Annotated in this window: 19 protein-coding genes and 1 riboswitch; of the genes, 17 read left to right on the forward strand and 2 right to left on the reverse strand. The window is 74.6% G+C overall.

The genetic code is table 11. The features are described 5' to 3' along the window. The first annotated feature begins 38 nt into the window (after window positions 1–38). From AC5L3Z_RS26350 to AC5L3Z_RS26415, 14 genes are all read left to right on the forward strand, one after another. Window positions 39–1,076 carry a quinone-dependent dihydroorotate dehydrogenase gene (locus AC5L3Z_RS26350; protein WP_494845804.1) on the forward strand — a complete coding sequence of 346 codons (1,038 nt, stop codon included), beginning with the start codon at window positions 39–41 and terminating at the stop codon, window positions 1,074–1,076. A gap of 43 nt (window positions 1,077–1,119) precedes the next feature. Continuing rightward, entirely contained in the window at window positions 1,120–2,394 is a 1,275-nt protein-coding gene (locus tag AC5L3Z_RS26355) for an adenosylmethionine--8-amino-7-oxononanoate transaminase (RefSeq protein WP_494845805.1), read from the forward strand. Between the two features lie 170 nt (window positions 2,395–2,564). After that, window positions 2,565–3,401 carry an orotidine-5'-phosphate decarboxylase gene (gene pyrF, locus AC5L3Z_RS26360; RefSeq protein ID WP_494845807.1) on the forward strand — a complete coding sequence of 279 codons (837 nt, stop codon included), beginning with the start codon at window positions 2,565–2,567 and terminating at the stop codon, window positions 3,399–3,401. A 178-nt stretch (window positions 3,402–3,579) separates the two neighbouring features. Beyond that, the gene (gene mihF / locus AC5L3Z_RS26365; protein ID WP_088962722.1) at window positions 3,580–3,897 is read left to right on the forward strand and encodes an integration host factor, actinobacterial type; all 318 of its coding nucleotides are present in this window, start codon (window positions 3,580–3,582) and stop codon (window positions 3,895–3,897) included. A 25-nt stretch (window positions 3,898–3,922) separates the two neighbouring features. After that, window positions 3,923–4,456 carry a nucleoside/nucleotide kinase family protein gene (locus AC5L3Z_RS26370; RefSeq protein ID WP_494845808.1) on the forward strand — a complete coding sequence of 178 codons (534 nt, stop codon included), beginning with the start codon at window positions 3,923–3,925 and terminating at the stop codon, window positions 4,454–4,456. A gap of 48 nt (window positions 4,457–4,504) precedes the next feature. Next, window positions 4,505–4,768 carry a DNA-directed RNA polymerase subunit omega gene (gene rpoZ, locus AC5L3Z_RS26375; protein ID WP_074318577.1) on the forward strand — a complete coding sequence of 88 codons (264 nt, stop codon included), beginning with the start codon at window positions 4,505–4,507 and terminating at the stop codon, window positions 4,766–4,768. Window positions 4,769–4,783: 15 nt separating this feature from the next. After that, entirely contained in the window at window positions 4,784–5,992 is a 1,209-nt protein-coding gene (gene coaBC / locus AC5L3Z_RS26380; RefSeq protein ID WP_494845809.1) for a bifunctional phosphopantothenoylcysteine decarboxylase/phosphopantothenate--cysteine ligase CoaBC, read from the forward strand. Window positions 5,993–6,081: 89 nt separating this feature from the next. Beyond that, a complete protein-coding gene (gene metK / locus AC5L3Z_RS26385; protein WP_334531931.1) occupies window positions 6,082–7,275 on the forward strand; it encodes a methionine adenosyltransferase in 1,194 nt (397 codons plus the stop codon). Window positions 7,276–7,334: 59 nt separating this feature from the next. Beyond that, on the forward strand, window positions 7,335–9,281 hold the full coding sequence (locus AC5L3Z_RS26390; RefSeq protein ID WP_494845811.1) for a primosomal protein N': 1,947 nt from the start codon (window positions 7,335–7,337) through the stop codon (window positions 9,279–9,281). Window positions 9,282–9,494: 213 nt separating this feature from the next. Continuing rightward, window positions 9,495–10,478 (forward strand): AAA family ATPase, encoded by a 984-nt coding sequence (locus AC5L3Z_RS26395; RefSeq protein WP_334531936.1) that lies wholly within the window; start codon window positions 9,495–9,497, stop codon window positions 10,476–10,478. A gap of 87 nt (window positions 10,479–10,565) precedes the next feature. Further along, window positions 10,566–11,837: a cytochrome P450 gene (locus tag AC5L3Z_RS26400; RefSeq protein ID WP_494845812.1), complete on the forward strand. Its 1,272-nt coding sequence runs from the start codon at window positions 10,566–10,568 to the stop codon at window positions 11,835–11,837. A gap of 42 nt (window positions 11,838–11,879) precedes the next feature. After that, complete coding sequence (def, locus tag AC5L3Z_RS26405; protein ID WP_494845813.1) at window positions 11,880–12,437, forward strand: peptide deformylase; 558 nt, start codon at window positions 11,880–11,882, stop codon at window positions 12,435–12,437. Between the two features lie 7 nt (window positions 12,438–12,444). Continuing rightward, complete coding sequence (gene fmt, locus AC5L3Z_RS26410; protein WP_334531944.1) at window positions 12,445–13,371, forward strand: methionyl-tRNA formyltransferase; 927 nt, start codon at window positions 12,445–12,447, stop codon at window positions 13,369–13,371. 263 nt (window positions 13,372–13,634) lie between these two features. Next, window positions 13,635–14,987 (forward strand): RsmB/NOP family class I SAM-dependent RNA methyltransferase, encoded by a 1,353-nt coding sequence (locus AC5L3Z_RS26415; protein ID WP_494845870.1) that lies wholly within the window; start codon window positions 13,635–13,637, stop codon window positions 14,985–14,987. Window positions 14,988–15,065: 78 nt separating this feature from the next. On the opposite strand, the gene AC5L3Z_RS26420 is transcribed toward AC5L3Z_RS26415, so the two are convergent. Together AC5L3Z_RS26420 and AC5L3Z_RS26425 are read right to left on the reverse strand one after the other, a co-directional pair. Further along, window positions 15,066–15,956 carry a septum formation family protein gene (locus tag AC5L3Z_RS26420; RefSeq protein WP_494845871.1) on the reverse strand — a complete coding sequence of 297 codons (891 nt, stop codon included), beginning with the start codon at window positions 15,954–15,956 and terminating at the stop codon, window positions 15,066–15,068. Between the two features lie 80 nt (window positions 15,957–16,036). Further along, the gene (locus tag AC5L3Z_RS26425) at window positions 16,037–16,924 is read right to left on the reverse strand and encodes a septum formation family protein (protein WP_494845814.1); all 888 of its coding nucleotides are present in this window, start codon (window positions 16,922–16,924) and stop codon (window positions 16,037–16,039) included. A 258-nt stretch (window positions 16,925–17,182) separates the two neighbouring features. Between AC5L3Z_RS26425 and rpe the strand changes: the two genes are divergently transcribed. The 3 genes from rpe (at window position 17,183) to ribD (ending at window position 20,274) form a co-directional block, all read left to right on the forward strand. Next, the gene (gene rpe / locus AC5L3Z_RS26430) at window positions 17,183–17,863 is read left to right on the forward strand and encodes a ribulose-phosphate 3-epimerase (RefSeq protein WP_494845816.1); all 681 of its coding nucleotides are present in this window, start codon (window positions 17,183–17,185) and stop codon (window positions 17,861–17,863) included. A 1-nt stretch (window position 17,864) separates the two neighbouring features. Continuing rightward, window positions 17,865–18,824 (forward strand): GGDEF domain-containing response regulator, encoded by a 960-nt coding sequence (locus AC5L3Z_RS26435; protein ID WP_334532205.1) that lies wholly within the window; start codon window positions 17,865–17,867, stop codon window positions 18,822–18,824. Between the two features lie 61 nt (window positions 18,825–18,885). Further along, window positions 18,886–19,059: riboswitch (FMN riboswitch) on the forward strand. Window positions 19,060–19,212: 153 nt separating this feature from the next. Further along, window positions 19,213–20,274, forward strand: coding sequence for a bifunctional diaminohydroxyphosphoribosylaminopyrimidine deaminase/5-amino-6-(5-phosphoribosylamino)uracil reductase RibD (gene ribD, locus AC5L3Z_RS26440; protein WP_494845817.1), 1,062 nt, complete (start codon window positions 19,213–19,215; stop codon window positions 20,272–20,274). The last annotated feature ends 1 nt before the right edge of the window (window position 20,275 follow it).

The raw sequence follows: 20,275 nt of genomic DNA on the forward strand, positions 1-20,275 counted from the left end.
TTCATGATCGACGCGATGGGGGTCCGGGGGAGGGTGCGGTGATCTTCCAGAAGGTGGTGCGGCCGGCGTTGTTCCGCATCGGGGGCGGGGACGCCGAGGCGGCGCACGAGTGGACGTTGCGGCGGCTGGCCGGGGTGTCCCGGCGGCCGGCGGTGCTGCGGGCGCTGCGGGCCCGGTACGCGGTGCGGGCGCCGCGGACGGTCTTCGGGGTCGAGTTCCCGAACCCGGTCGGGCTGGCCGCCGGCATGGACAAGGACGGCGCGGCGCTGCCGGCCTGGCCGGCACTGGGGTTCGGCTTCGTCGAGGTCGGCACGGTGACCGCGCACGCCCAGCCGGGCAACCCGCGCCCTCGGCTGTTCCGGCTGCGCGACAGCGAGGCCGTGGTCAACCGGATGGGCTTCAACAACGCCGGCGCCGAGGCCCTCGCCGCCCGCCTGGCGGCGCTGCCCCGCCCGCTCGGGGTGCCGCTGGGCATCTCGCTCGGCAAGTCCAAGGTGACCCCGCTGGACGAGGCGGTCGAGGACTACCTCGCCTCCTACCGGGCGCTGCGCGGGCACGGCGACTACTTCGCGGTGAACGTCTCCTCGCCGAACACCCCGGGACTGCGCTCCCTTCAGGACAAGGCCCACCTGGACGCCCTGCTGGCGGCGTTGGTGGGGGAGAAGCCGGTGCTGGTGAAGATCGCCCCGGACCTGACCGAGCCGGCCGTCGCCGAGCTGCTGGAGGTCTGTCTGGCCCGGGGAGCGGCCGGCGTGATCGCCACCAACACCACGCTGGCCCGCGACGGGCTCGCCCCGGCCGACCGGGAGCGCGGCGCGGAGACCGGCGGCCTCTCCGGCCGGCCGCTGACCGCCCGGGCCCGTGAGGTGGTCGCCTTCGTGCACCGGGAGACCGGCGGCCGGCTGCCGGTGATCGGGGTCGGCGGCATCGTCGACCCCGACGACGCCACCCGCATGTTCGACGCCGGCGCCACCCTGGTCCAGCTCTACACCGGCTTCATCTACCGGGGCCCCGCCCTGGTCCGCGCCACCGCCGGCGCGTCGGCGGGCGCCACCGCGCCGGTGCCGGCCGGGTGAGGCGTCCCGGCCGCGCCACCGAAGAGGGTACGAAGGAGAGCGTGTGACGCCCGAGGAGATTCTGGCGGCTGACCGGGCGCACGTGTGGCACCCGTACGCGGCGTCGCCGCCGGCCGCGTCGCCGTACGTGGTCCGGAGCGCCCAGGGGGTGCGGCTGCGGCTGGCCGACGGCCGGGAGCTGGTCGACGGGATGTCGTCCTGGTGGGCGGCGATCCACGGCTACCGGCACCCGGTCCTCGACGCGGCGGTGACCGACCAGCTCGGCCGGATGAGCCACGTGATGTTCGGCGGGCTCACCCACGAGCCGGCCGTCCGGCTGGCGCGGACCCTGGTCGAGCTGGCGCCGGAGGGGCTGGAGCACGTCTTCCTGGCCGACTCCGGCTCGGTGGCCGTCGAGGTCGCGATCAAGATGTGCCTGCAGTACCAGCGGGCCACCGGCCGGCCCGGCCGCCGCCGGCTGGGCACCTGGCGGGGCGGCTACCACGGCGACACGTTCCACCCGATGAGCGTCTGCGACCCGGTGGGCGGCATGCACCACCTCTGGGGTGACGTGCTGCCCCGGCAGGTATTCGCCCCGCCGCCGCCCGGTGGCTTCGACGACCCGCCGGACCCGGCGTACGTCGCCGCGCTGACCGACGAGGTCGCCCGGCACGCCGACGAGCTGGCGGCGGTGATCGTGGAGCCGGTGGTGCAGGGTGCCGGCGGGATGCGCTTCCACCACCCGGGGTACCTGCGCGCGCTGCGCGAGGTGACCCGGGAGCACGGGGTGCTGCTGATCTTTGACGAGATCGCCACCGGGTTCGGCCGGACCGGGACGATGTTCGCCGCCGAGCACGCCGGGGTGAGCCCGGACGTGCTCTGCGTCGGCAAGGCGCTCACCGGCGGCTACCTGACCCTGGCCGCCGCGCTCTGCACCGCGGAGATCGCCCGGGGCATCTCCGCCGACGGGGTGCTGGCGCACGGGCCGACCTTCATGGGCAACCCGCTGGCCTGCGCGGTCGCCAACGCCTCCCTGGGGCTGCTGCGCGCCGGCGACTGGGCCGCCGAGGTGTCGAGGGTGGGTGCCGGGCTGCGGGCCGGCCTGGAGCCGCTGCGCGGTGCTCCGGGCGTCGCCGACGTGCGGGTGCTGGGCGCGATCGGGGTGGTGCAGCTCGATCACGAGGTGGACCTGGCCGCGGCGACCGCGGCGGCGGTGGCGCAGGGGGTCTGGCTGCGCCCGTTCCGCGACCTGGTCTACACCATGCCGCCGTACGTGACCGACGACGTGGACCTGGCGCGGATCACGGCCGGGATCGCCGCGGCGGTCAAGGCCGGCTGAGGACGGCCGGGGCCACGACCGGCTCGGCGCCGGCGGGGGTACGGCCGACGACGGGAACGGCCGCTGTCGGCCGCCCGCGCGCAATCACGTCCGGGCGGTGGCGGGTTCCCCCGGCAACGGAGAGGACGGGCCGGCGGTCGCCGGTGTCGAGCGAGGAGAGAGGTACGCCGATGGAGAGCTTCGGGACCCGGCTGCACCGGGCCATGGCGGAGCGGGGGCCGCTCTGTGTGGGCATCGACCCGCACCCCGGGCTGCTGGCCCGCTGGGGGCTGCCGGACGACGTCGACGGGCTGGAGCGGTTCGCCCGGATTGTCGTGGAAGCCGTCGGTGACCGGGTTGCGGTCGTCAAGCCCCAGTCGGCCTTTTTCGAGCGCTTCGGTGCCCGAGGTGTCGGGATTCTTGAGTCAACTATCCGACAGTTGCGAGATCGTGGCTCGCTCGTTCTGCTTGACGTCAAGCGCGGCGACATCGGTTCGACGGTCGCCGCGTACGCCGCGGCGTACCTCGATCCATCCAGCCCGCTGTATGTCGACGCGGTGACGGCGAGCCCCTACCTCGGGGTCGGATCGCTGGCGCCGATGTTCGACCTGGCGCGTGCCCACGGCGGCGGAGTCTTCGTGCTGGCGCTCACCTCCAACCCTGAGGGGGCCCAGGTCCAGCGCGCCGTCGCGGCCGACGGGCGGACCGTCGCGCAGACCGTGATCGACGAGATTTCCCAGCTCAACGCGGGTGCCGAACCCCTCGGCAGTTTCGGGTTGGTGGTCGGGGCGACCATCGGTGAGACCGGTCACGACCTCTCCGGCGTGAACGGTCCGCTGCTCGCCCCGGGGCTCGGCGCGCAGGGCGCGACGGCGGCGGACCTGCGTACCGTCTTCGGCTCCAGCCTGCCGGCGGTCCTCCCGTCGTACTCCCGGGAGGTGCTCAACGCCGGTCCCGATCCGGCCGCCCTGCGGGCCGCCGCGGACCGCGCGCAGGCCGACTGCCGGGGTGTTCTGGCCGCTTCCTGACTGACTGAGGGCTCGGTCATTTTTTGTTGATCTTCGCGCGCCCACGTTGCCGAAAGTGCCCGCGACCGCTAGTTTTCCCCGCGCTGGGAACCACGGACCCCTTTGGTTGCCAGCGACACCACGTTTCACAGAGCGGTGGTGCGCCCCGCCCGCCGCGATAGGGACCTGAGGAGAACTGGTGCCGCTCCCGTCACTGACCCCCGAGCAGCGCGCTGCCGCGCTGGAGAAGGCCGCGGAGATCCGCAAGGCCCGTGCTGAGCTGAAGGAGCAGCTCAAGCAGGGCAAGACCACCCTCGCCGCCGTCCTCGAGCGGGCCGAGTCCGACGACGTCGTCGGCAAGCTCAAGGTTTCGGCCGTGCTGCAGGCGATGCCGGGCATCGGCAAGATCCGGGCCACCCAGATCATGGAGAAGCTCAAGATCGCCGACAGCCGTCGTCTGCGTGGACTGGGCGAGCAGCAGCGCAAGGCTCTGCTTGGAGAGTTCGCCGCCAACTGAACGCCGCAACGTGTAGAAACAAGCGGTGAGCACGGATGACGAGGCGCGCCCGGCGGCTCGGCTCACCGTCCTGACCGCACCTTCGGGTGCCGGCCTGGGCGGTGTCGTCGAGCTCGTCCGGGCGCGTTCTCCGTCCGTGTGGGTGCCGGTGCCGGCCACCACCCGACCGCGCCGCCCCGGCGAGCGGCACGGCGTCGACCGGCTCTTCTGCGACCCGGCCGAGTTCGACCGGATGATCGCCGCCGAGGAGCTGCTGGAGTGGTCGCGGATCGGCGCGTACCGGCGGGGCACGCCGCGCGCGCCGCTGCGGGCCCGGCTGGCCCAGGGTCGGCCGGTGCTGCTCCCGCTGGACCTGCCCGGAGCGCTCGCGGTCCGGGCCGGCTGGCCCGACGTACGACTGGTGCTGCTCGCCCCGGCGCGGCACCGCCCGGACCCGGCCGTCGTCGCGGCAGTCGGACACACCGTGGCACACGACCTCACCGAGCGCGCCGCCGACGAACTGGTAGGCTTGCTCGGTTCTTCCTATCTGGCTCCCGCCCAGCCGCGACTGCGCGGTTGAGCGACCAGCCGCGCTCGCGCGGACACTCTAGACGCAGAGGGTTATTTCGTGGGATCCATCGCCAACCCCGAGGGCATCACCAACCCGCCGATCGACGAACTGCTCGAGAAGACCACCTCGAAGTACGCCCTGGTGATCTTCGCCGCCAAGCGGGCGCGCCAGGTGAACGCCTACTACAGCCAGCTCGGCGAGGGCCTGCTCGAGTACGTCGGCCCGCTCGTGGAGACCACTCCGCAGGAGAAGCCGCTCTCGATCGCCATGCGCGAGATCAACGGGGGCCTGCTCACCGCAGAGCCGACCGACCAGCCGTAACAGTCGCCCGCCCCGATGTCCGCCGAGATCGTTCTCGGGGTCGGCGGCGGCATCGCCGCCTACAAGGCGTGTGAGCTGCTGCGGCTCTTCACCGAGTCGGGCCACCGGGTCCGGGTCGTGCCGACCGCGTCGGCGCTCCGCTTCGTCGGGGCGCCGACCTGGGCGGCCCTCTCCGGCCACCCGGTCGCCGACGACGTCTGGTCCGACGTGCACGAGGTGCCCCACGTCCGGCTCGGCCAGCGGGCCGACCTGGTGGTCGTCGCCCCGGCCACGGCGGACCTGCTCGCCAAGGCCGCCCACGGGCTCGCCGACGACCTGCTCACCAACACCCTGCTCACCGCCCGGTGCCCGGTGGTGCTCGCCCCGGCGATGCACACCGAGATGTGGGAGAACCCGGCCACCGTCGCCAACGTCGCCACGCTCCGCTCCCGGGGGGTCCGGGTGATCGAGCCGGCCGTCGGCCGGCTCACCGGCGCCGACACCGGCAAGGGGCGGCTGCCCGACCCGGCGGAGATCTTCGCCGTCGCCCGGCGGGCCCTCGCCCGGGGCGTCGACGCCCCCGCCGACCTGGCCGGCCGGCACGTGGTGGTCACCGCCGGCGGCACCCGCGAGCCGCTGGACCCGGTCCGCTTCCTCGGCAACCGCTCCTCCGGCAAGCAGGGGTACGCCTTCGCCCGCGCGGCCGTCGCCCGGGGCGCCCGGGTCACCCTGATCGCGGCGAACGTGTCGCTGGCCGACCCGGCCGGGGTGGACCTGGTCCGGGTCGGCACCACCGAAGAACTGCGCGAGGCGACCGTCGAGGCGGCCGCCGACGCCGACGCGGTGGTGATGGCGGCGGCTCCGGCCGATTTCCGGCCGGCGACCTACGCGCCTGGCAAAATCAAGAAGTCGGACGACGGCAGCGCGCCCACCATCGCGCTCGTCACCAACCCGGACATCGCCGCCGAGTTGGGGCGACGCCGTCGACCGGAGCAGGTGCTGGTGGTGTTCGCCGCCGAGACCGGCGACGCCGAGGCCAACGGTCGGGCCAAGCTCGCCCGCAAACGGGCGGATCTCGTCGTGATCAACGAGGTCGGTGTCGACAAGGTCTTCGGCGCCGAGACCAACGCGGCGACCGTCATCGGAGCGGACGGCGCGGTGCACCCCATGCCCGAGCAGTCCAAAGAGGATCTGGCCGACGGCGTCTGGGACCTGGTCGTGGCGCGGTGGGCCGCTCGATCCTGAGCAGTGAGCAGGGACTCGCCCGATCGAGTGGTCCGTGCCGTGGTGACTAGACTGCCGCGGAACAACTTTTCAAAGAGCTTAGGAGTGCCGTGACACGCCGCCTCTTCACTTCCGAATCGGTCACGGAAGGCCACCCCGACAAGATCGCCGACCAGATCAGCGACGGCATCCTCGACGCCCTGCTCAGCCAGGACCCGCACAGCCGGGTGGCGGTGGAGACCATGATCACCACGGGTCAGGTGCACATCGCCGGGGAGGTGACCACCAAGGCGTACGCCGACATCCCGACCATCGTCCGGGAGACGATCCTGGGGATCGGGTACGACTCCTCGAAGAAGGGGTTCGACGGCGCCTCCTGCGGCGTCAGCGTCTCCATCGGCCAGCAGTCCTCGGACATCGCCCAGGGCGTCGACAACGCCTTCGAGCTGCGTACCGGGGCGTCGGAGAGCGCCCTGGACGCCCAGGGCGCCGGCGACCAGGGCATGATGTTCGGCTTCGCCTGCTCGGAGACCCCGGAGCTGATGCCGCTGCCGATCGCCCTGGCGCACCGGCTGGCCCGCCGGCTCGCCGCGGTCCGCAAGGACGGCACGATCCCCTACCTGCGCCCGGACGGCAAGACCCAGGTCACCATCGAGTACGAGGGCCTGCGTCCGGTCCGGCTCAACACGGTGGTCGTCTCCAGCCAGCACGCCGCGGACATCTCGCTGGAGTCGCTGCTCACCCCGGACGTGCGCGAGCACGTCATCGCCCCGGAGCTGGAGAGCCTCGGCCTGGACACCGACGGCTACCGGCTGCTGGTCAACCCGACCGGCCGGTTCGAGATCGGTGGCCCGATGGGTGACGCCGGCCTGACCGGCCGCAAGATCATCGTTGACACCTACGGCGGGTACGCCCGGCACGGCGGCGGCGCCTTCTCCGGCAAGGACCCGTCCAAGGTGGACCGCTCGGCCGCGTACGCGATGCGCTGGGTGGCCAAGAACGTCGTCGCCGCCGGCCTGGCCGAGCGGTGCGAGGCCCAGGTCGCCTACGCGATCGGCAAGGCCCACCCGGTCAGCCTCTTCATCGAGACCTTCGGCACCGAGACCGTGCCGGTCGCCTCGATCGAGAAGGCCGTCACCGAGGTCTTCGACCTGCGCCCGGCCGCCATCATCCGGGACCTCAACCTGCTCCGCCCGATCTACCAGCAGACCGCCGCGTACGGCCACTTCGGCCGCGAGCTGCCGGACCTGACCTGGGAGAGCACCGACCGGGCCGCCGACCTCAAGTCGGCCGCGGGAGCCTGACCGGCACCAGGCGCAGCGACCGGCGACCCGCGGAAGGGTCGCCGGTCGCTCGTGTCTGCGTGGACGTGCCCCTGCCGCACCTGGACCGCCCCTTCGACTACCTGGTCCCGGCCGAGCTGGACCCGGCAGCGGTGCCCGGGAGCCGGGTCAAGGTGCGTTTCGCCGGCCAGCTGGTCGACGGCTGGCTGCTGGAGCGGGCCGACTCCTCCGACCACCCCCGGCTGGCCTACCTGGAGAAGGTCGTCTCCCCGGAGCCGGTGCTGGCGCCGGAGATCGCCCGACTGGCCCGGGTCGTCGCCGACCGGTACGCCGGCAACCTCGCCGACGTGCTCCGGCTCGCCGTCCCACCCCGGCACGCCCGGATCGAGAAGGAACTCCGCGCCGCCGGGGACCAGCCGGCCGCCGCTCCGACGGCCGCCGTTCCGGACCAGCCGGCCGCCGCTGCGGCGGCGGTCGATCCGCGTGGCTGGCGGGACTATCCCACCGGGCCGGCCCTGCTCCGGGCGCTCACCGACGGCCGGGCGCCCCGCGCCGTCTGGTCGGCGCTGGCCGGGGAGGACTGGGCGGCCCGGTACGCCGACGCGGTCGCCGCGACCGTGGCCGGTGGGCGGGGCGCCGTGGTCGTGGTCGCCGACGCCCGGGACCTGGACCGCCTCGACGCCGCGCTGACCCAGCTCCTCGGCCCGGGACGGCACGCCTGCCTCTCCGCCGCGCTCGGCCCGGCCCGGCGCTACCGGGCCTTCCTTGCCGCCCGGCGCGGCGACGTGCCCGTGGTGATCGGGACGCGGGCGGCGATGTTCGCCCCGGTCGACCGGCTCGGCCTGGTGGCGATCTGGGACGACGGCGACGACCTGCACGCCGAGCCGCGCGCGCCGTACCCGCACGCCCGGGAGGTGCTGCTCACCCGGGCCCAGCTCGCCGGAGCCGGCGCCCTGGTCGGCGGGTACGCCCGTACCGCCGAGGCGCAGTTGCTGCTGGAGACCGGCTGGGCGCGCGAGGTCGTCGCGGACCGGGCCACCCTGCGGGCGCGTACCCCGGCCATCGCGCCGACCGGCGACGACCCGCAGCTGGCCCGCGACCCCGGCGCCGCGACCGCCCGGCTGCCCAGCCTGGCCTGGACCACCGCCCGGGACACCCTGCGCGCCGACGCGCCCGTGCTGGTGCAGGTGCCCCGCCGCGGCTACCTCCCCTCGGTCTCCTGCGCGGACTGCCGCACCCCGGCGCGCTGCCCGCACTGCGCCGGCCCGCTGGCGCTGCGCTCCGCCGACGCCCCGCCCGCCTGCCGCTGGTGCGGCCGGATCGCCGCCGGGTACGCCTGCCCGGAGTGCGGCGGGCGCCGACTGCGCGCCGCCGTCACCGGCGCCCGGCGCACCGCCGAGGAGCTGGGCCGGGCCTTCCCCGGGGTGCCGGTACGCACCTCCGGTCGGGAGGAGGTGCTGACCACCGTGCCCGGCGGGGCCGGCCTGGTGATCGCCACGCCGGGGGCCGAACCGGTCGCCGAGGGCGGCTACGGGGCGGTCCTGCTGCTGGACTCCTGGGCCCTGCTCACCCGGGCCGACCTGCGGGCCGGTGAGGAGACGCTGCGGCGCTGGCTGAGCGCCGCCGCGCTCGCCCGGCCGGCCCCCGCCGGCGGGCGGGTGGTCGTGGTGGCCGACGGGGCGCTCGCCCCGGTGCAGGCGCTGCTGCGCTGGGACGCCGCCTGGTTCGCGGCCCGGGAGCTGGCCGAGCGGCGGGAGCTGGGCTTCCCACCGGCGATGAAGATGGCCAGCCTCACCGGCCCGGCCGACGCGGTGGCCGACCTGCTCGCCGCCGCCCGGCTGCCCGAGGACGCCGAGGTGCTCGGCCCGGTCCCGGCCGACGAGGACCGGGAGCGGATGCTGGTCCGGGTGCCGCGCGCCCGGGCCGGCGCCCTGGCCGAGGCGCTGCACTCGGCGGCCGGGCAGCGCAGCGCCCGCAAGGCGGCCGTCCCGGTCCGCCTCCAGGTCGACCCGCTAAGCCTGTTCTGACGGCGGGCCGGGGTGATCCCGGCCACGGGCCGGGCCGCCCGGCCTGCGGTGGCGGGGCGGCGTCGCACACCGCGTGCGGCAAATCGCTGGCGGCGGGGTGATAGCATCGCCCGTCATGCCCGGGCGCCCGGATGGCGCGACGATGGCGGGGAACGCGTCGATCCGACGCAGATCGATGATGTCAATCAGCCGGTGAGCAGGGGTGGACCAGTCGTGACCGTTCGTCAATCGATCGTCTTCAACGGTGACCTCGGCAGCGGCAAGAGCACCGTCTCCGTCGAGATCGCCAAGCGGCTCGGGCTGCGCCGGGTCAGCGTCGGCGACCTCTACCGGCAGATGGCGCAGGAGCGGCAGATGACCGCGCTCCAGCTCAACCTGCACGCCGAGCTGGACCAGGCCGTCGACGGCTACGTCGACCAGCTCCAGCGGGACATCGCCGCCTCCGGCGAGTCGCTGGTGATGGACTCCCGGCTGGCCTGGCACTTCTTCACCGACGCGCTCAAGGTGCACATGATCACCGAGCCCGGTGAGGCGGCCCGGCGGGTGCTGCTGCGCCCCTCCGGCCCGGCCGAGAGCTACACCTCGCTGGAGGAGGCGGAGGCCAAGCTCCGGGAGCGCAGCGAGAGCGAGCGGAACCGGTTCATCCTCCGTTACGGCGTCGACAAGGCCCGACTGCGCAACTACGACCTGGTCTGCGACACCACCCGGGCGTCCGCGTCCGAGGTGATCGAGCACATCGTCGACGCGTACGAGGGTCGGCTCGGCGCCGAGGTGCTGCGCGACGCCCCGCCGCTGCTGCTGCTCGACCCGGCCCGGATCTACCCCACCGAGGACATCGCCGCGCTGCGCGGACTCTGGGACTCCGAGTTCGTCGGGGAGGTGGCCGAGGCCGGCGACGAGGCCCTGGAGCCGCTGCGGATCGGCTACACCGGGGAGTACTTCTTCGTGGTCGACGGCCACCGCCGGCTCAGCGCCGCCCTGCAGAGCGGCTTCCCGCTGGTCCCCGCCCAGCTGGTGGCCGAGGTGGAGGAGCCCGTCGTCGGTGGGCTGAACGCGATCGACTACTTCGCCGCCAACGTCCGGCCGAGCATGATCTACGACTGGGCGGCGGCGCACGGCACCGCCCTGCCGCTGCCCGAGCACGCCCTGCTCGGCGGGGACACCGTGCTCGCTGGCGAGCCCGGCAGCGGCGCCTGACCGGAGGCCCCGGGCGGTCGGGGTCGCCCGCCGGCGGGCCGGCGCGCATGATGGAGCCTTCCGACGCATCGACGCGGGAGGCCGGTCATGGACGCCGCCGAGGCACTGACCCTGCTCATGTCACCGCAGGGGCGGGTGGATCCCTACCCCACCTACGACCGGCTGCGCGGATACGGGCCGGTGGTGCGGTCCGGCCCGGGCTTCTTCGTGGTGACCGGCTACGCCGAGGCCGACGAGATCCTCCGCGATCCCCGGTTCGGCGTGCTCGACGACGACCTGCGTGACCAGTTCCTACCCGGTTGGCGGGACAGCCCCGCCGTCGTGTCGATCTCCCGGTCGATGCTGCGCACCAACCCGCCCGACCACAGCCGGATGCGCCGGCTCGCGGCCGGCGCGTTCACCCCACGCCGGATCGCCGCCCTGCGCGACGTGGTCGAGGCCCAGGCCGACGCGCTCGTCGACGGCATGCTCGCCCGGGCCCGGGCGGGGGAGCCGGTCGACTTCATGGCCGAGTTCGCGTACCCGTTGCCGGTGGGGGTGATCTGCGCGTTGCTCGGCGTCCCGGCGGCGGACCGGCCGCTCTTCCGGCGCTGGGCGGCCGACCTGACCGGGGTGCTGGAGCCGGAGATCACCCGGCAGGAGCTGGCCGTCGCCGACCGGGGCGCGACGGAGCTACGGGACTACTTCACCGCGCTGGTCGAGGCCCGTCGCCGCGCGCCGGCCGACGACCTGACCACCGCCCTGGTCCAGGTGCACGACGCCGACGGCGACCGGCTTTCCGGCGACGAGCTGCTGGCCAACCTCGTGGTGCTGCTGGTGGCCGGCTTCGAGACCACCACCAACCTGCTCGGCAACGGACTGGTGGTGCTGCTGGCGCACCCCCGGGAGGCCGACGCGCTGCGCGACCGGCCCGACCTCGCCCCCGCGTACGTCGAGGAGCTGTTGCGTCACGACTCGCCGGTCCAGCTCACCTCCCGGGTGAGCAGCGCGCCGGTGACCTGCGCCGGCGTCGACCTGCCGGCGGGGAGCTGGGTGCTGCTGCTGCTCGGGGCGGCCAACCGGGACCCCCGCCGCTACCCGGAGCCCGCCCGGTTCGACCCCTGGCGGGCGCAGTCCCACCCGCTCTCCTTCGGGGCCGGGCCGCACTACTGCCTCGGCGCCGGCCTGGCCCGGCTGGAGGCCCAGGTCGCCTTCCCGCTGCTGCTGCGCCGGCTGCCCGGGCTGGCCCTGGCCGCCCCGCCCCGGCACCGCACGCGGCTGACCCTGCGCGGGTACGAACGCCTCCCGGTGATCATCGACACGAAGGCGGCGGCCGCGCGTCCCGGTACGCCGGCCGGCGCGGCCCCGGGCACTCCGTAGACTGGTACCGCACCATCCGTCCAGCCGAAGGAGCCACACCGCGTGACCGTCCAGCCCATCCGTCTGTTCGGGGATCCGGTGCTGCGCACGCCGGCCGATCCGGTCGTCGACTTCGACGCCGAGCTGCGTAGGCTCATCGCCGACCTCACCGACACCATGCGCGAGCAGAACGGCGCCGGACTCGCCGCGCCGCAGCTCGGCGTGGGCCTGCGGGTGTTCACCTTCGACGTGGACGACGTGCTCGGCCACCTGGTCAACCCGGTGCTGGAGTTCCCGGACGCCGAGGAGCAGGACGGCCCGGAGGGCTGCCTCTCCATCCCGGGCCTCTACTTCGACACCAAGCGCCGGCAGAACGTGATCGCCAAGGGGTTCAGCGCCTTCGGTGACCCGGTGCAGATCGTGGGCAGCGGCCTGATGGCGCGCTGCGTCCAGCACGAGACCGACCACCTCGACGGCGTGCTCTTCGTCGACCGGCTGGATCCCGAGGGGCGCAAGGAGGCCATGAAGGCGATCCGCCAGGCCGAGTGGTACGACCAGGCCGCCCCGCCGGTGGTCAAGCTCAGCCCGCACCTGACCGATCCGTTCGGTCTGGGTCGGTGAGCCGCCGGTGCGCCTGATCTTCGCCGGTACACCGGCCGTCGCCGTTCCCGCCCTGGCCGCCGTGGCCGCCTCCGGGCACGAGCTGCTGGCCGTGGTCACCCGCCCCGACGCCCCGGCCGGGCGCGGTCGCGGCCTGGTCCGCTCGCCCGTCGGCGCCTGGGCCGACGAGCACGGCATCGAGGTGCTCACCCCGGCGAAGCCGCGCGAGCCGGAGTTCCTCGACCGGCTGCGTGAGCTCGCCCCGGACTGCGTGCCCGTGGTCGCGTACGGCGCGCTGGTGCCGCCGGTCGCCCTGGAGATCCCCCGGCACGGCTGGGTCAACCTGCACTTCTCGCTGCTGCCCGCCTGGCGCGGCGCGGCGCCGGTGCAGCACGCCGTGCTGCACGGCGACGAGCTGACCGGCGCCAGCGTCTTCCAGCTGGAGCAGGGGCTGGACACCGGCCCGGTCTACGGCACGCTGACCGACGAGATCCGTCCGACGGACACCTCCGGGGACCTGCTGGAGCGGCTCGCCCACTCCGGCGCGGGCCTGCTGGTGGCCGTCCTCGACGCGATCGGGGCGGGCACCGCCCGGGCCGAGCCGCAGCCGGCCGACGGGGTCTCCCTGGCGCCGAAGCTGACCGTCGAGGACGCCCGGGTGCGCTGGACCGACCCGGCGTTCGCCGTCGACCGGCGGATCCGGGCCTGCACGCCGGCCCCCGGGCCGTGGACGACCTTCCGGGACGACCGGGTCAAGCTCGGCCCGGTGACCCCGGTCGGCAACGGCCCCGAGTTGAAGCCCGGAGAGCTGCTGGTGGAGAAGTCCCGGGTGCTGGCCGGCACCGCGACCGTGCCGGTGCAGCTCGGTGAGGTGCGCGCGGCGGGCAAGAAGGCCATGGCGGCGACCGACTGGGCGCGCGGCGTCCGGGTCGGCGCCGGCGAGGTGCTCGCGTGAGCGCCCCCTCGGACCGTCCCGACAGCTCCCGTGCCGACCGGCCTCGCGACGACCGGCCTCGCGACGACCGGCCCGCCGACGGCTCCCGTGGGGACCGGTTCGACCGGTCCGCGCCCCGACGCTCCGACGCGCCGCGCGGCGACCGGCCGGGCGGCGGCGGTTACCGTGGCGACCGCCCGACCGGCGGCGGTTACCGCGGCGACCGGTCGACCGGCGGCCGCCCCGGCTTCGACCGGCGCGGCGGTCGCCCCGCCCGCCCGGCCGTGGACCTGCCCCGACACGTCGCCTACCAGGCGGTCGCGGCGGTGCACCGCGACGACGCGTACGCCAACCTGGTGCTCCCGTCGATCCTGCGGGACGAGGGGCTGACCGGTCGGGACGCCGCCTTCGCCACCGAGCTGACCTACGGCACGCTGCGGCACACCGGCACCCTCGACGCGATCATCACCGACGCCGCCGGCCGGGACGTCGGGCGGATCGACCCGCCGGTGCGCGACGCCCTGCGGCTCGGCGCGTACCAGCTGCTGCACACCCGGGTGCCGGCGCACGCGGCGGTCTCCTCGACCGTGGACCTGGTCCGCTCGGTGGCGCCGGGGGCGACCGGCTTCGCCAACGCGGTGCTGCGCGAGGTCGCCGGCCGGGACGCCGACGCCTGGGTGGCGAAGCTCGCCCCGCCGATGGAGACCGACCCGATCGGGCATCTGGCGCTGGCGTACAGCCATCCGCAGTGGATCGTGCGGGCCTTCTCCGAGGCGCTCGGCGGCGACCTGGGCGAGACCACCCGGCTGCTGATCGAGGACAACGTACGCCCGCCGGTGCACCTGTGCGCCCGGCCGGGTCGGGCCGACCCGGTGGAGCTGGCCGACGAGGTGGGTGGCGCGCCGGGCGCGTTCTCCCCGTACGCCGTCTACCTCGGCGGCGGCGCTCCCGGTGACCTGCCGGCGCTGGCCGAGGGGCGGGCGCACGTGCAGGACGAGGGTTCGCAGCTGGTGGCCGACGCCCTGGCGATGGCGCCGCTGGACGGCCCGGACGGCCGCTGGCTCGACCTGTGCGCCGGTCCCGGCGGCAAGTCGGGGCTGCTCGGCGCGCTCGCCGCGCAGCGCGGCGCCCGGCTGACCGCCGTGGAGGTCTCCGAGCACCGGGCCCGGCTGGTCGAGCAGGCCACCCGGGGCCTGCCGGTGACCGTGCTGCACACCGACGGCCGGACGGTCGGCGCCGACCCGAAGCTGCCGGAGGCGCACTTCGACCGGGTGCTGGTGGACGCCCCGTGCACCGGCCTGGGTTCGCTGCGCCGCCGGCCCGAGTCGCGCTGGCGCAAGCAGCCCTCGGACCTGCCGCCGCTGACCCGCCTGCAGCGGGAGCTGCTCACCGCGGCGCTGCGGGCGACCCGGCCGGGCGGCCTGGTCGCCTACGTCACCTGCTCCCCGCACACGGTGGAGACGCACGTGACGGTCACCGAGGCGGCCCGGCGGGCCGAGGTGCCGGCGGACTTCGTCGACGCCCGTACGCTGCTGCCGGCCGGTATGCCGGGGCTGGGCGACGGCCCGACCGTGCAGCTCTGGCCGCACCGGCACGGTACGGACGCGATGTTCCTCGCGGTGCTGCGCCGCGGCTGACGGACGCGGGGTCGGGCCGCCGGGCCCGGCCCCGCGCTGCGGCGTCCGGCGGACAGCGGGTCGTCGACCGCCGGGGGCTCAGCGGATCGGCAGGCCCTTCGGGCCGACGCCCTTGAGTGACCGGGTGAGGGTGCGGTCGGCGACCCAGACGAAGCACTGCACCCCGCGGTTGCCGCTGCGCCACTCCCGCTCCAGCGGATGGTAGAAGATCGATCCGGCCCGGAACCGCAGGTTGCCGTCGTTCGGCACGCCGGTGTACCGCGCCACCAGCGCCGCGCAGCCCCGGTGCACCCGGGTGCCGCCGCGGGCCAGCTCGGACCAGCTCAGCCCGGGGGCCTGCCACACGCCGACGAACTCGGCGTGGTGCCTCGCCGCGCAGGACGCCGGGACCATCGCCTCGACGTCGTCGCCCCTGACCTTCGGGTTGAAGCAGCGCAGCCGCAGGTCGGTGTCGCCGGTCAGGGCGCCCCGCAGGGAGCCGGTGCGGGTGTGCGCCCCCGGCTCGTCGATGCTCCTGATCTCGGTCAGGTCGCAGCGGAACCAGCGCGCCCCGCCGGTCCAGGCCGGCGGGGAGGGGAAGACGACGGCGAGGCCGAGCCGCGCGGAGCGCCAGTCGCCGCCGACCGCCCGGCGGATCTCCCGGTCGCACTCGCCGCGGGCGGCCAGCATCCCGGCCGAGCCGGCGGAGGGGGGAGCGGCACCCGCGGCGAGTGCGCCGGTCAGGGTGCCGACGTGGAGGGTCTCGGCGCGGTGCGGGCCGGCGCAGTCGACCGGGTTCCAGCCGCCGAGGTAGCCGACGTCCTGCACGCCGGGATGGCACGCGCCGGCGGCGGGGACGAAGCCGGCCGGGGCGGCCAGGGACGGCCAGTCGTCGATGAGGTCACCGTCCACGCCGGTCGGGGCGTCGCAGCCGGTCAGCGCCAGGGCCGCCAGGCAGCTCACCGCCACCGCCCGCCGCCACCGCCGCATCACCCCGACCTCCCGCCGACCGTGACCCCGGACGTGCCGCCCGACGGGCGGCACGGTGCGGGAGCATACGGCACCCGGGGTCAGATGGCGGGTAGTCCTTCGGGACCGGCGCCGCGCATGGAACGGGTGAGCTTCCGGTCGTCGCTCCACAGGAAACAGCGGATGCCGCGGTCGCCCTCCTCCCACTCCCGCTGGGAGGGCGGATAGAAGATCGACCCCGCCCGGTACGGCAGGTCGCTGTTGTCGGGCACCGTGGCGAAGGCGGCGATCAGCGCCATGCACCGGCGGTGCACCTGCTGGTTGGCCCGGTTGAACTGGGCCCAGGTCATGTCCCGTTCCAGGTAGACGCCGACGAACTCGGCGCGGTGCGGCTCCGAGCAGAGCACCGGCGCCATGTAGTTCAGGTTGTTGCCGATCAGCTTCGGGTCGAAGCAGCGGTGGGTGAGCGGGTTGTCCCCGATCAGCGCGCCGCGCAGGCTGCCGCTTCGGTTCACCGGCCGGGTGTTGTCGATGCTGTCGGTCTCGCTGAGGTCGCAGCGGAACCAGCGGGCGCCGCTGTTCCACGCCGACGTGGAGGGCAGGGAGATGTTCAGGGTGAGCCGAGCGGCGTGCCAGTCGCCGCCGAGCACCTCGCGGGCCCGCTGGTCGCATTCGGAACGGGCGGTGCCCAGCGCGGGGGAGCCCGGCTGGGGTCGGGCCGGGCCGGCGGCGGCGCCCCGGAAGGCGCCGACGTGGATCGCCTCGGCCAGGTGGCTGCGGGCGCAGTCCACCGCCTCGTAGGTGCCGGCCTGCACCACCGCGGTGATCCGGGGCAGGCAGGCGTCCGTGGCGGGCACGAAGAGCTGCGGCACGGGCAGCGCCGGCCAGTCGTCGGTCAGGTCGCCGTCGGCCCTGTGCTGTTGGAGGCAGCCGCTCAGCGCCACCGTCGTCGTGCCGGCCAGCGCCAGCGCCACGAGCCACCGTCGCATCGTCCGCCCTTTCCGGGAATGACGGTCGGTCGCCGCGGCCCGCGCGGCCTTACCCCGCCGCCGGACGTACGGCACCTGAAACCGTCCCTGATGGAGTGTTGCGGTGTTTCCGTCGAACGGCCAGTCGCCGATGGCCTTTCGTCCGGTTTACGGTTCCGAGAGGTCCGATTCTGCACCACCGGTCACGCCTGGGTCACAGCGCGTTCCCGGTGGAGCCGCGATGTCCGCGGTGGATCGCCGCGTTCGTACACTGGCCCCGTGACCGTACCGCCGCCGATCGTCGCGCCCAGCATCCTCGCCGCCGATTTCGCCCACCTCGCCGACGAGGTCCGTGCCGTGGAGAACGCCGCGGACTGGCTGCACGTCGACGTGATGGACAACCACTTCGTACCGAACCTGACCATCGGGCTACCGGTGGTGCAGAGCCTGCGGGCGGTGACCCAGATCCCGTTCGACGTGCACCTCATGATCACCGACCCGCGCCGCTGGGCCCCCGGCTACGCCGACGCGGGCGCCTACAACGTCACCTTCCACGCGGAGGCCTGCGACGATCCGGTGGCCCTGGCCAAGGATCTGCGCTCGGCCGGCGCCAAGGCGGGGCTGGCGATCGACCGGGACACCCCGATCGAGCCGTACCTGGAGCTGCTGCCGAGCTTCGACACCCTGCTGATCATGACGATCAAGGCCGGGTTCGGCGGGCAGCGGTTCATCCCGCAGTTGCTGGACAAGGTCCGCGCCGCCCGCCGGCACGTCGACACCGGCCACCTGGAGCTGCGGATCGAGGTCGACGGCGGGATCGCCGCCGACACCATCGAGCAGGCCGCGGCGGCCGGCGCCGACGCGTTCGTGGCCGGCACCGCCGTCTACGGCGCGGCCGACCCGGCGGAGGCGGTCCGCCGCCTGCGAGGGCTCGCGGAACGCGCGGTCACCGGGGCCTGAGGTGGACCCGGCCGGCGACCGACCCGACGTCATCCTGGTCGTCGACGACGATGAGGACATCGCCCGCTTCGTCGAGTTCAACCTGCGGTTGCACGGCTTCGAGGTGATCCACGCCGGCGACGGCCAGGAGGCGCTCGAGATGATCGAGCAGCACCGGCCGGATCTGGCCGTGGTGGACCTGATGATGCCGCGGATCGACGGGCTGGAGCTGACCCGCCGGTTGCGCGCCGACCCGATGACCTCCGCCCTGCCGGTGATCATGCTCACCGCCAAGGGGATGACCGTGGACAAGGTGCACGGCCTCAGTGCCGGGGCCGACGACTACCTGGTCAAACCCTTCGACACCGCCGAGCTGGTGGCCCGGGTCAGCTCCACCCTGCGCCGCAACAAGGAGTTCCGCGAGGTCTCCCCGCTGACCGGGCTGCCCGGCAACAGCCGGATCCGCCGGGAGATCAGCGACCGGGTGCGCAGCGGGGTCGACTACGCGGTCGGCTACATCGACATCGACCGGTTCAAGAGCGTCAACGACCGGTACGGCTTCGTCCGTGGCGACGAGTTCATCTCCGCGCTCGCCCGCAGCCTGCACCGGGCGGTGGTCGCGATCGGGCTGCCGCCGGCCTTCCTCGGCCACGTGGGCGGGGACGACTTCGTGATCGTCTGCACCCCGGAGCAGATCCGCCCGCTCACCTCCCGCGCGGTGGTCGACTTCGAGAAGTCCGCCGACACCCTCTACGACCCGACCGACCGGGAGCGCGGCTTCGTCGAGCTCAAGGACCGGCGCGGCAACATCCGCCGGGCCGCTCTGGTCACCCTCTCGATCGGCGTCTCGCTCTCCGACGCCACGAAGCGCTTCACCGACCCGCTCGCCGCCATCGCGGTGGCCTCGGAGATGAAGACGGTCGCCAAGAGCCAGCCCGGGTCGTACGTCGCGGTCGACCGGCGCCGCGCCGACGGGGTGTGAGGTACCTCGCGCGGGTGGCGCAACGGCGCGCCGAACGTGTAAGACTTCGCTTGTACCCACCACGCGCTGGCGGGGCTCGGTGAAATTCCGAACCGGCGGTGATCCACGGTCAGACCGTGGTAAGCCCGCGACCCGGACGGCTCAGGCCGCCCGGTGGACCTGGTGAGAATCCGGGGCCGACGGTTGGGAGCGGGAGGTTTCCGCACCCAGAAAGTCCGGATGGGAGACAGCGCGCGGGACGGGGCGACCCTGCGCGCTTGTCGCTGTCATCCAGCCGCGCGTGGGTTCCCCGGGGCCGGCTGTGCCGTTCCCGGCTCTCGCCGCCGCCTGCCCACTGCTCCTCCCGTCACCGCCACGCGCGTGAACCGGCGAGTGAGAGGGCAAGGTCATGGCCGCCGACCACGTCGACGAGGCGATGCGTCGCGCCATCGTGCTCGCCGCCCGCGGGCTCGGCGCCACCAGCCCCAACCCGGTCGTCGGCTGCGTCCTGCTCGATCCGGACGGCGTGGTCGTCGGAGAGGGTTTCCACGCGTACGCGGGCGGACCGCACGCCGAGATCGTCGCGCTGGCCCAGGCCGGGGAGCGCGCCCGCGGCGGCACCGCGGTGGTCACCCTCGAACCCTGCGACCACACCGGCCGCACCGGCCCGTGCAGCCTCGCGCTGATCCAGGCCGGGGTCGCCCACGTGGTGATCGCCGTGCCGGACCCCAACCCGGTCGCCTCCGGCGGGGCCGCCACGCTGCGTGCCGCCGGGATCCAGGTCGAGTTCGGGGTACGCGCCGACGAGGCGGAGGTCGGCAACGTCGCCTGGCTGACCTCGATGCGTCGCGGCTGGCCGTACGTGATCTGGAAGTACGCCGCCACCCTCGACGGCCGGTCGGCGGCGGCCGACCGCACCAGCATGTGGATCACCTCGGAGGCCGCCCGGATCGACGTGCACGCCCTGCGCGGCACGGTCGACGCGGTGATCGCCGGGGTGGGCACCGTGCTGGCCGACGACCCCCGGCTCACCGCCCGCAACCTGCGCGACGGCAGCCTCGCCATCCGGCAGCCGCTGCGGGTGGTGGTGGACAGCTCCGGGCGTACCCCGGTCGGGGCCCGGGTCCGCGACGGCGTCGCCCGCACCTGGATCGCCACCGCGGCGGAGGTCGGGGCCGGCCCGGACGGCCGGGTCGACCTGCCGGCGCTCCTGGCCGAGCTGCACCGCCGCGGGGTACGGGCCGCGCTGCTGGAGGGCGGCCCCCGGCTGGCCGGCGCGTTCCTCGCCGCCGGGCTGGTCGACAAGGTGGTCGGCTACGTCGCGCCGAAGCTGCTCGGCGCCGGCCCGACCGCGCTGCTCGACGCCGGCGTGACGACCGTCGCCGACGCCATCGAATTGGAACTCACCGATGTTACGCAGGTCGGTCCCGACCTGCGGATCACCGCGCTGCCCCGGAAGAGGGAGGCCTGAC

The organism is Micromonospora sp. LZ37, from assembly GCF_059359015.1.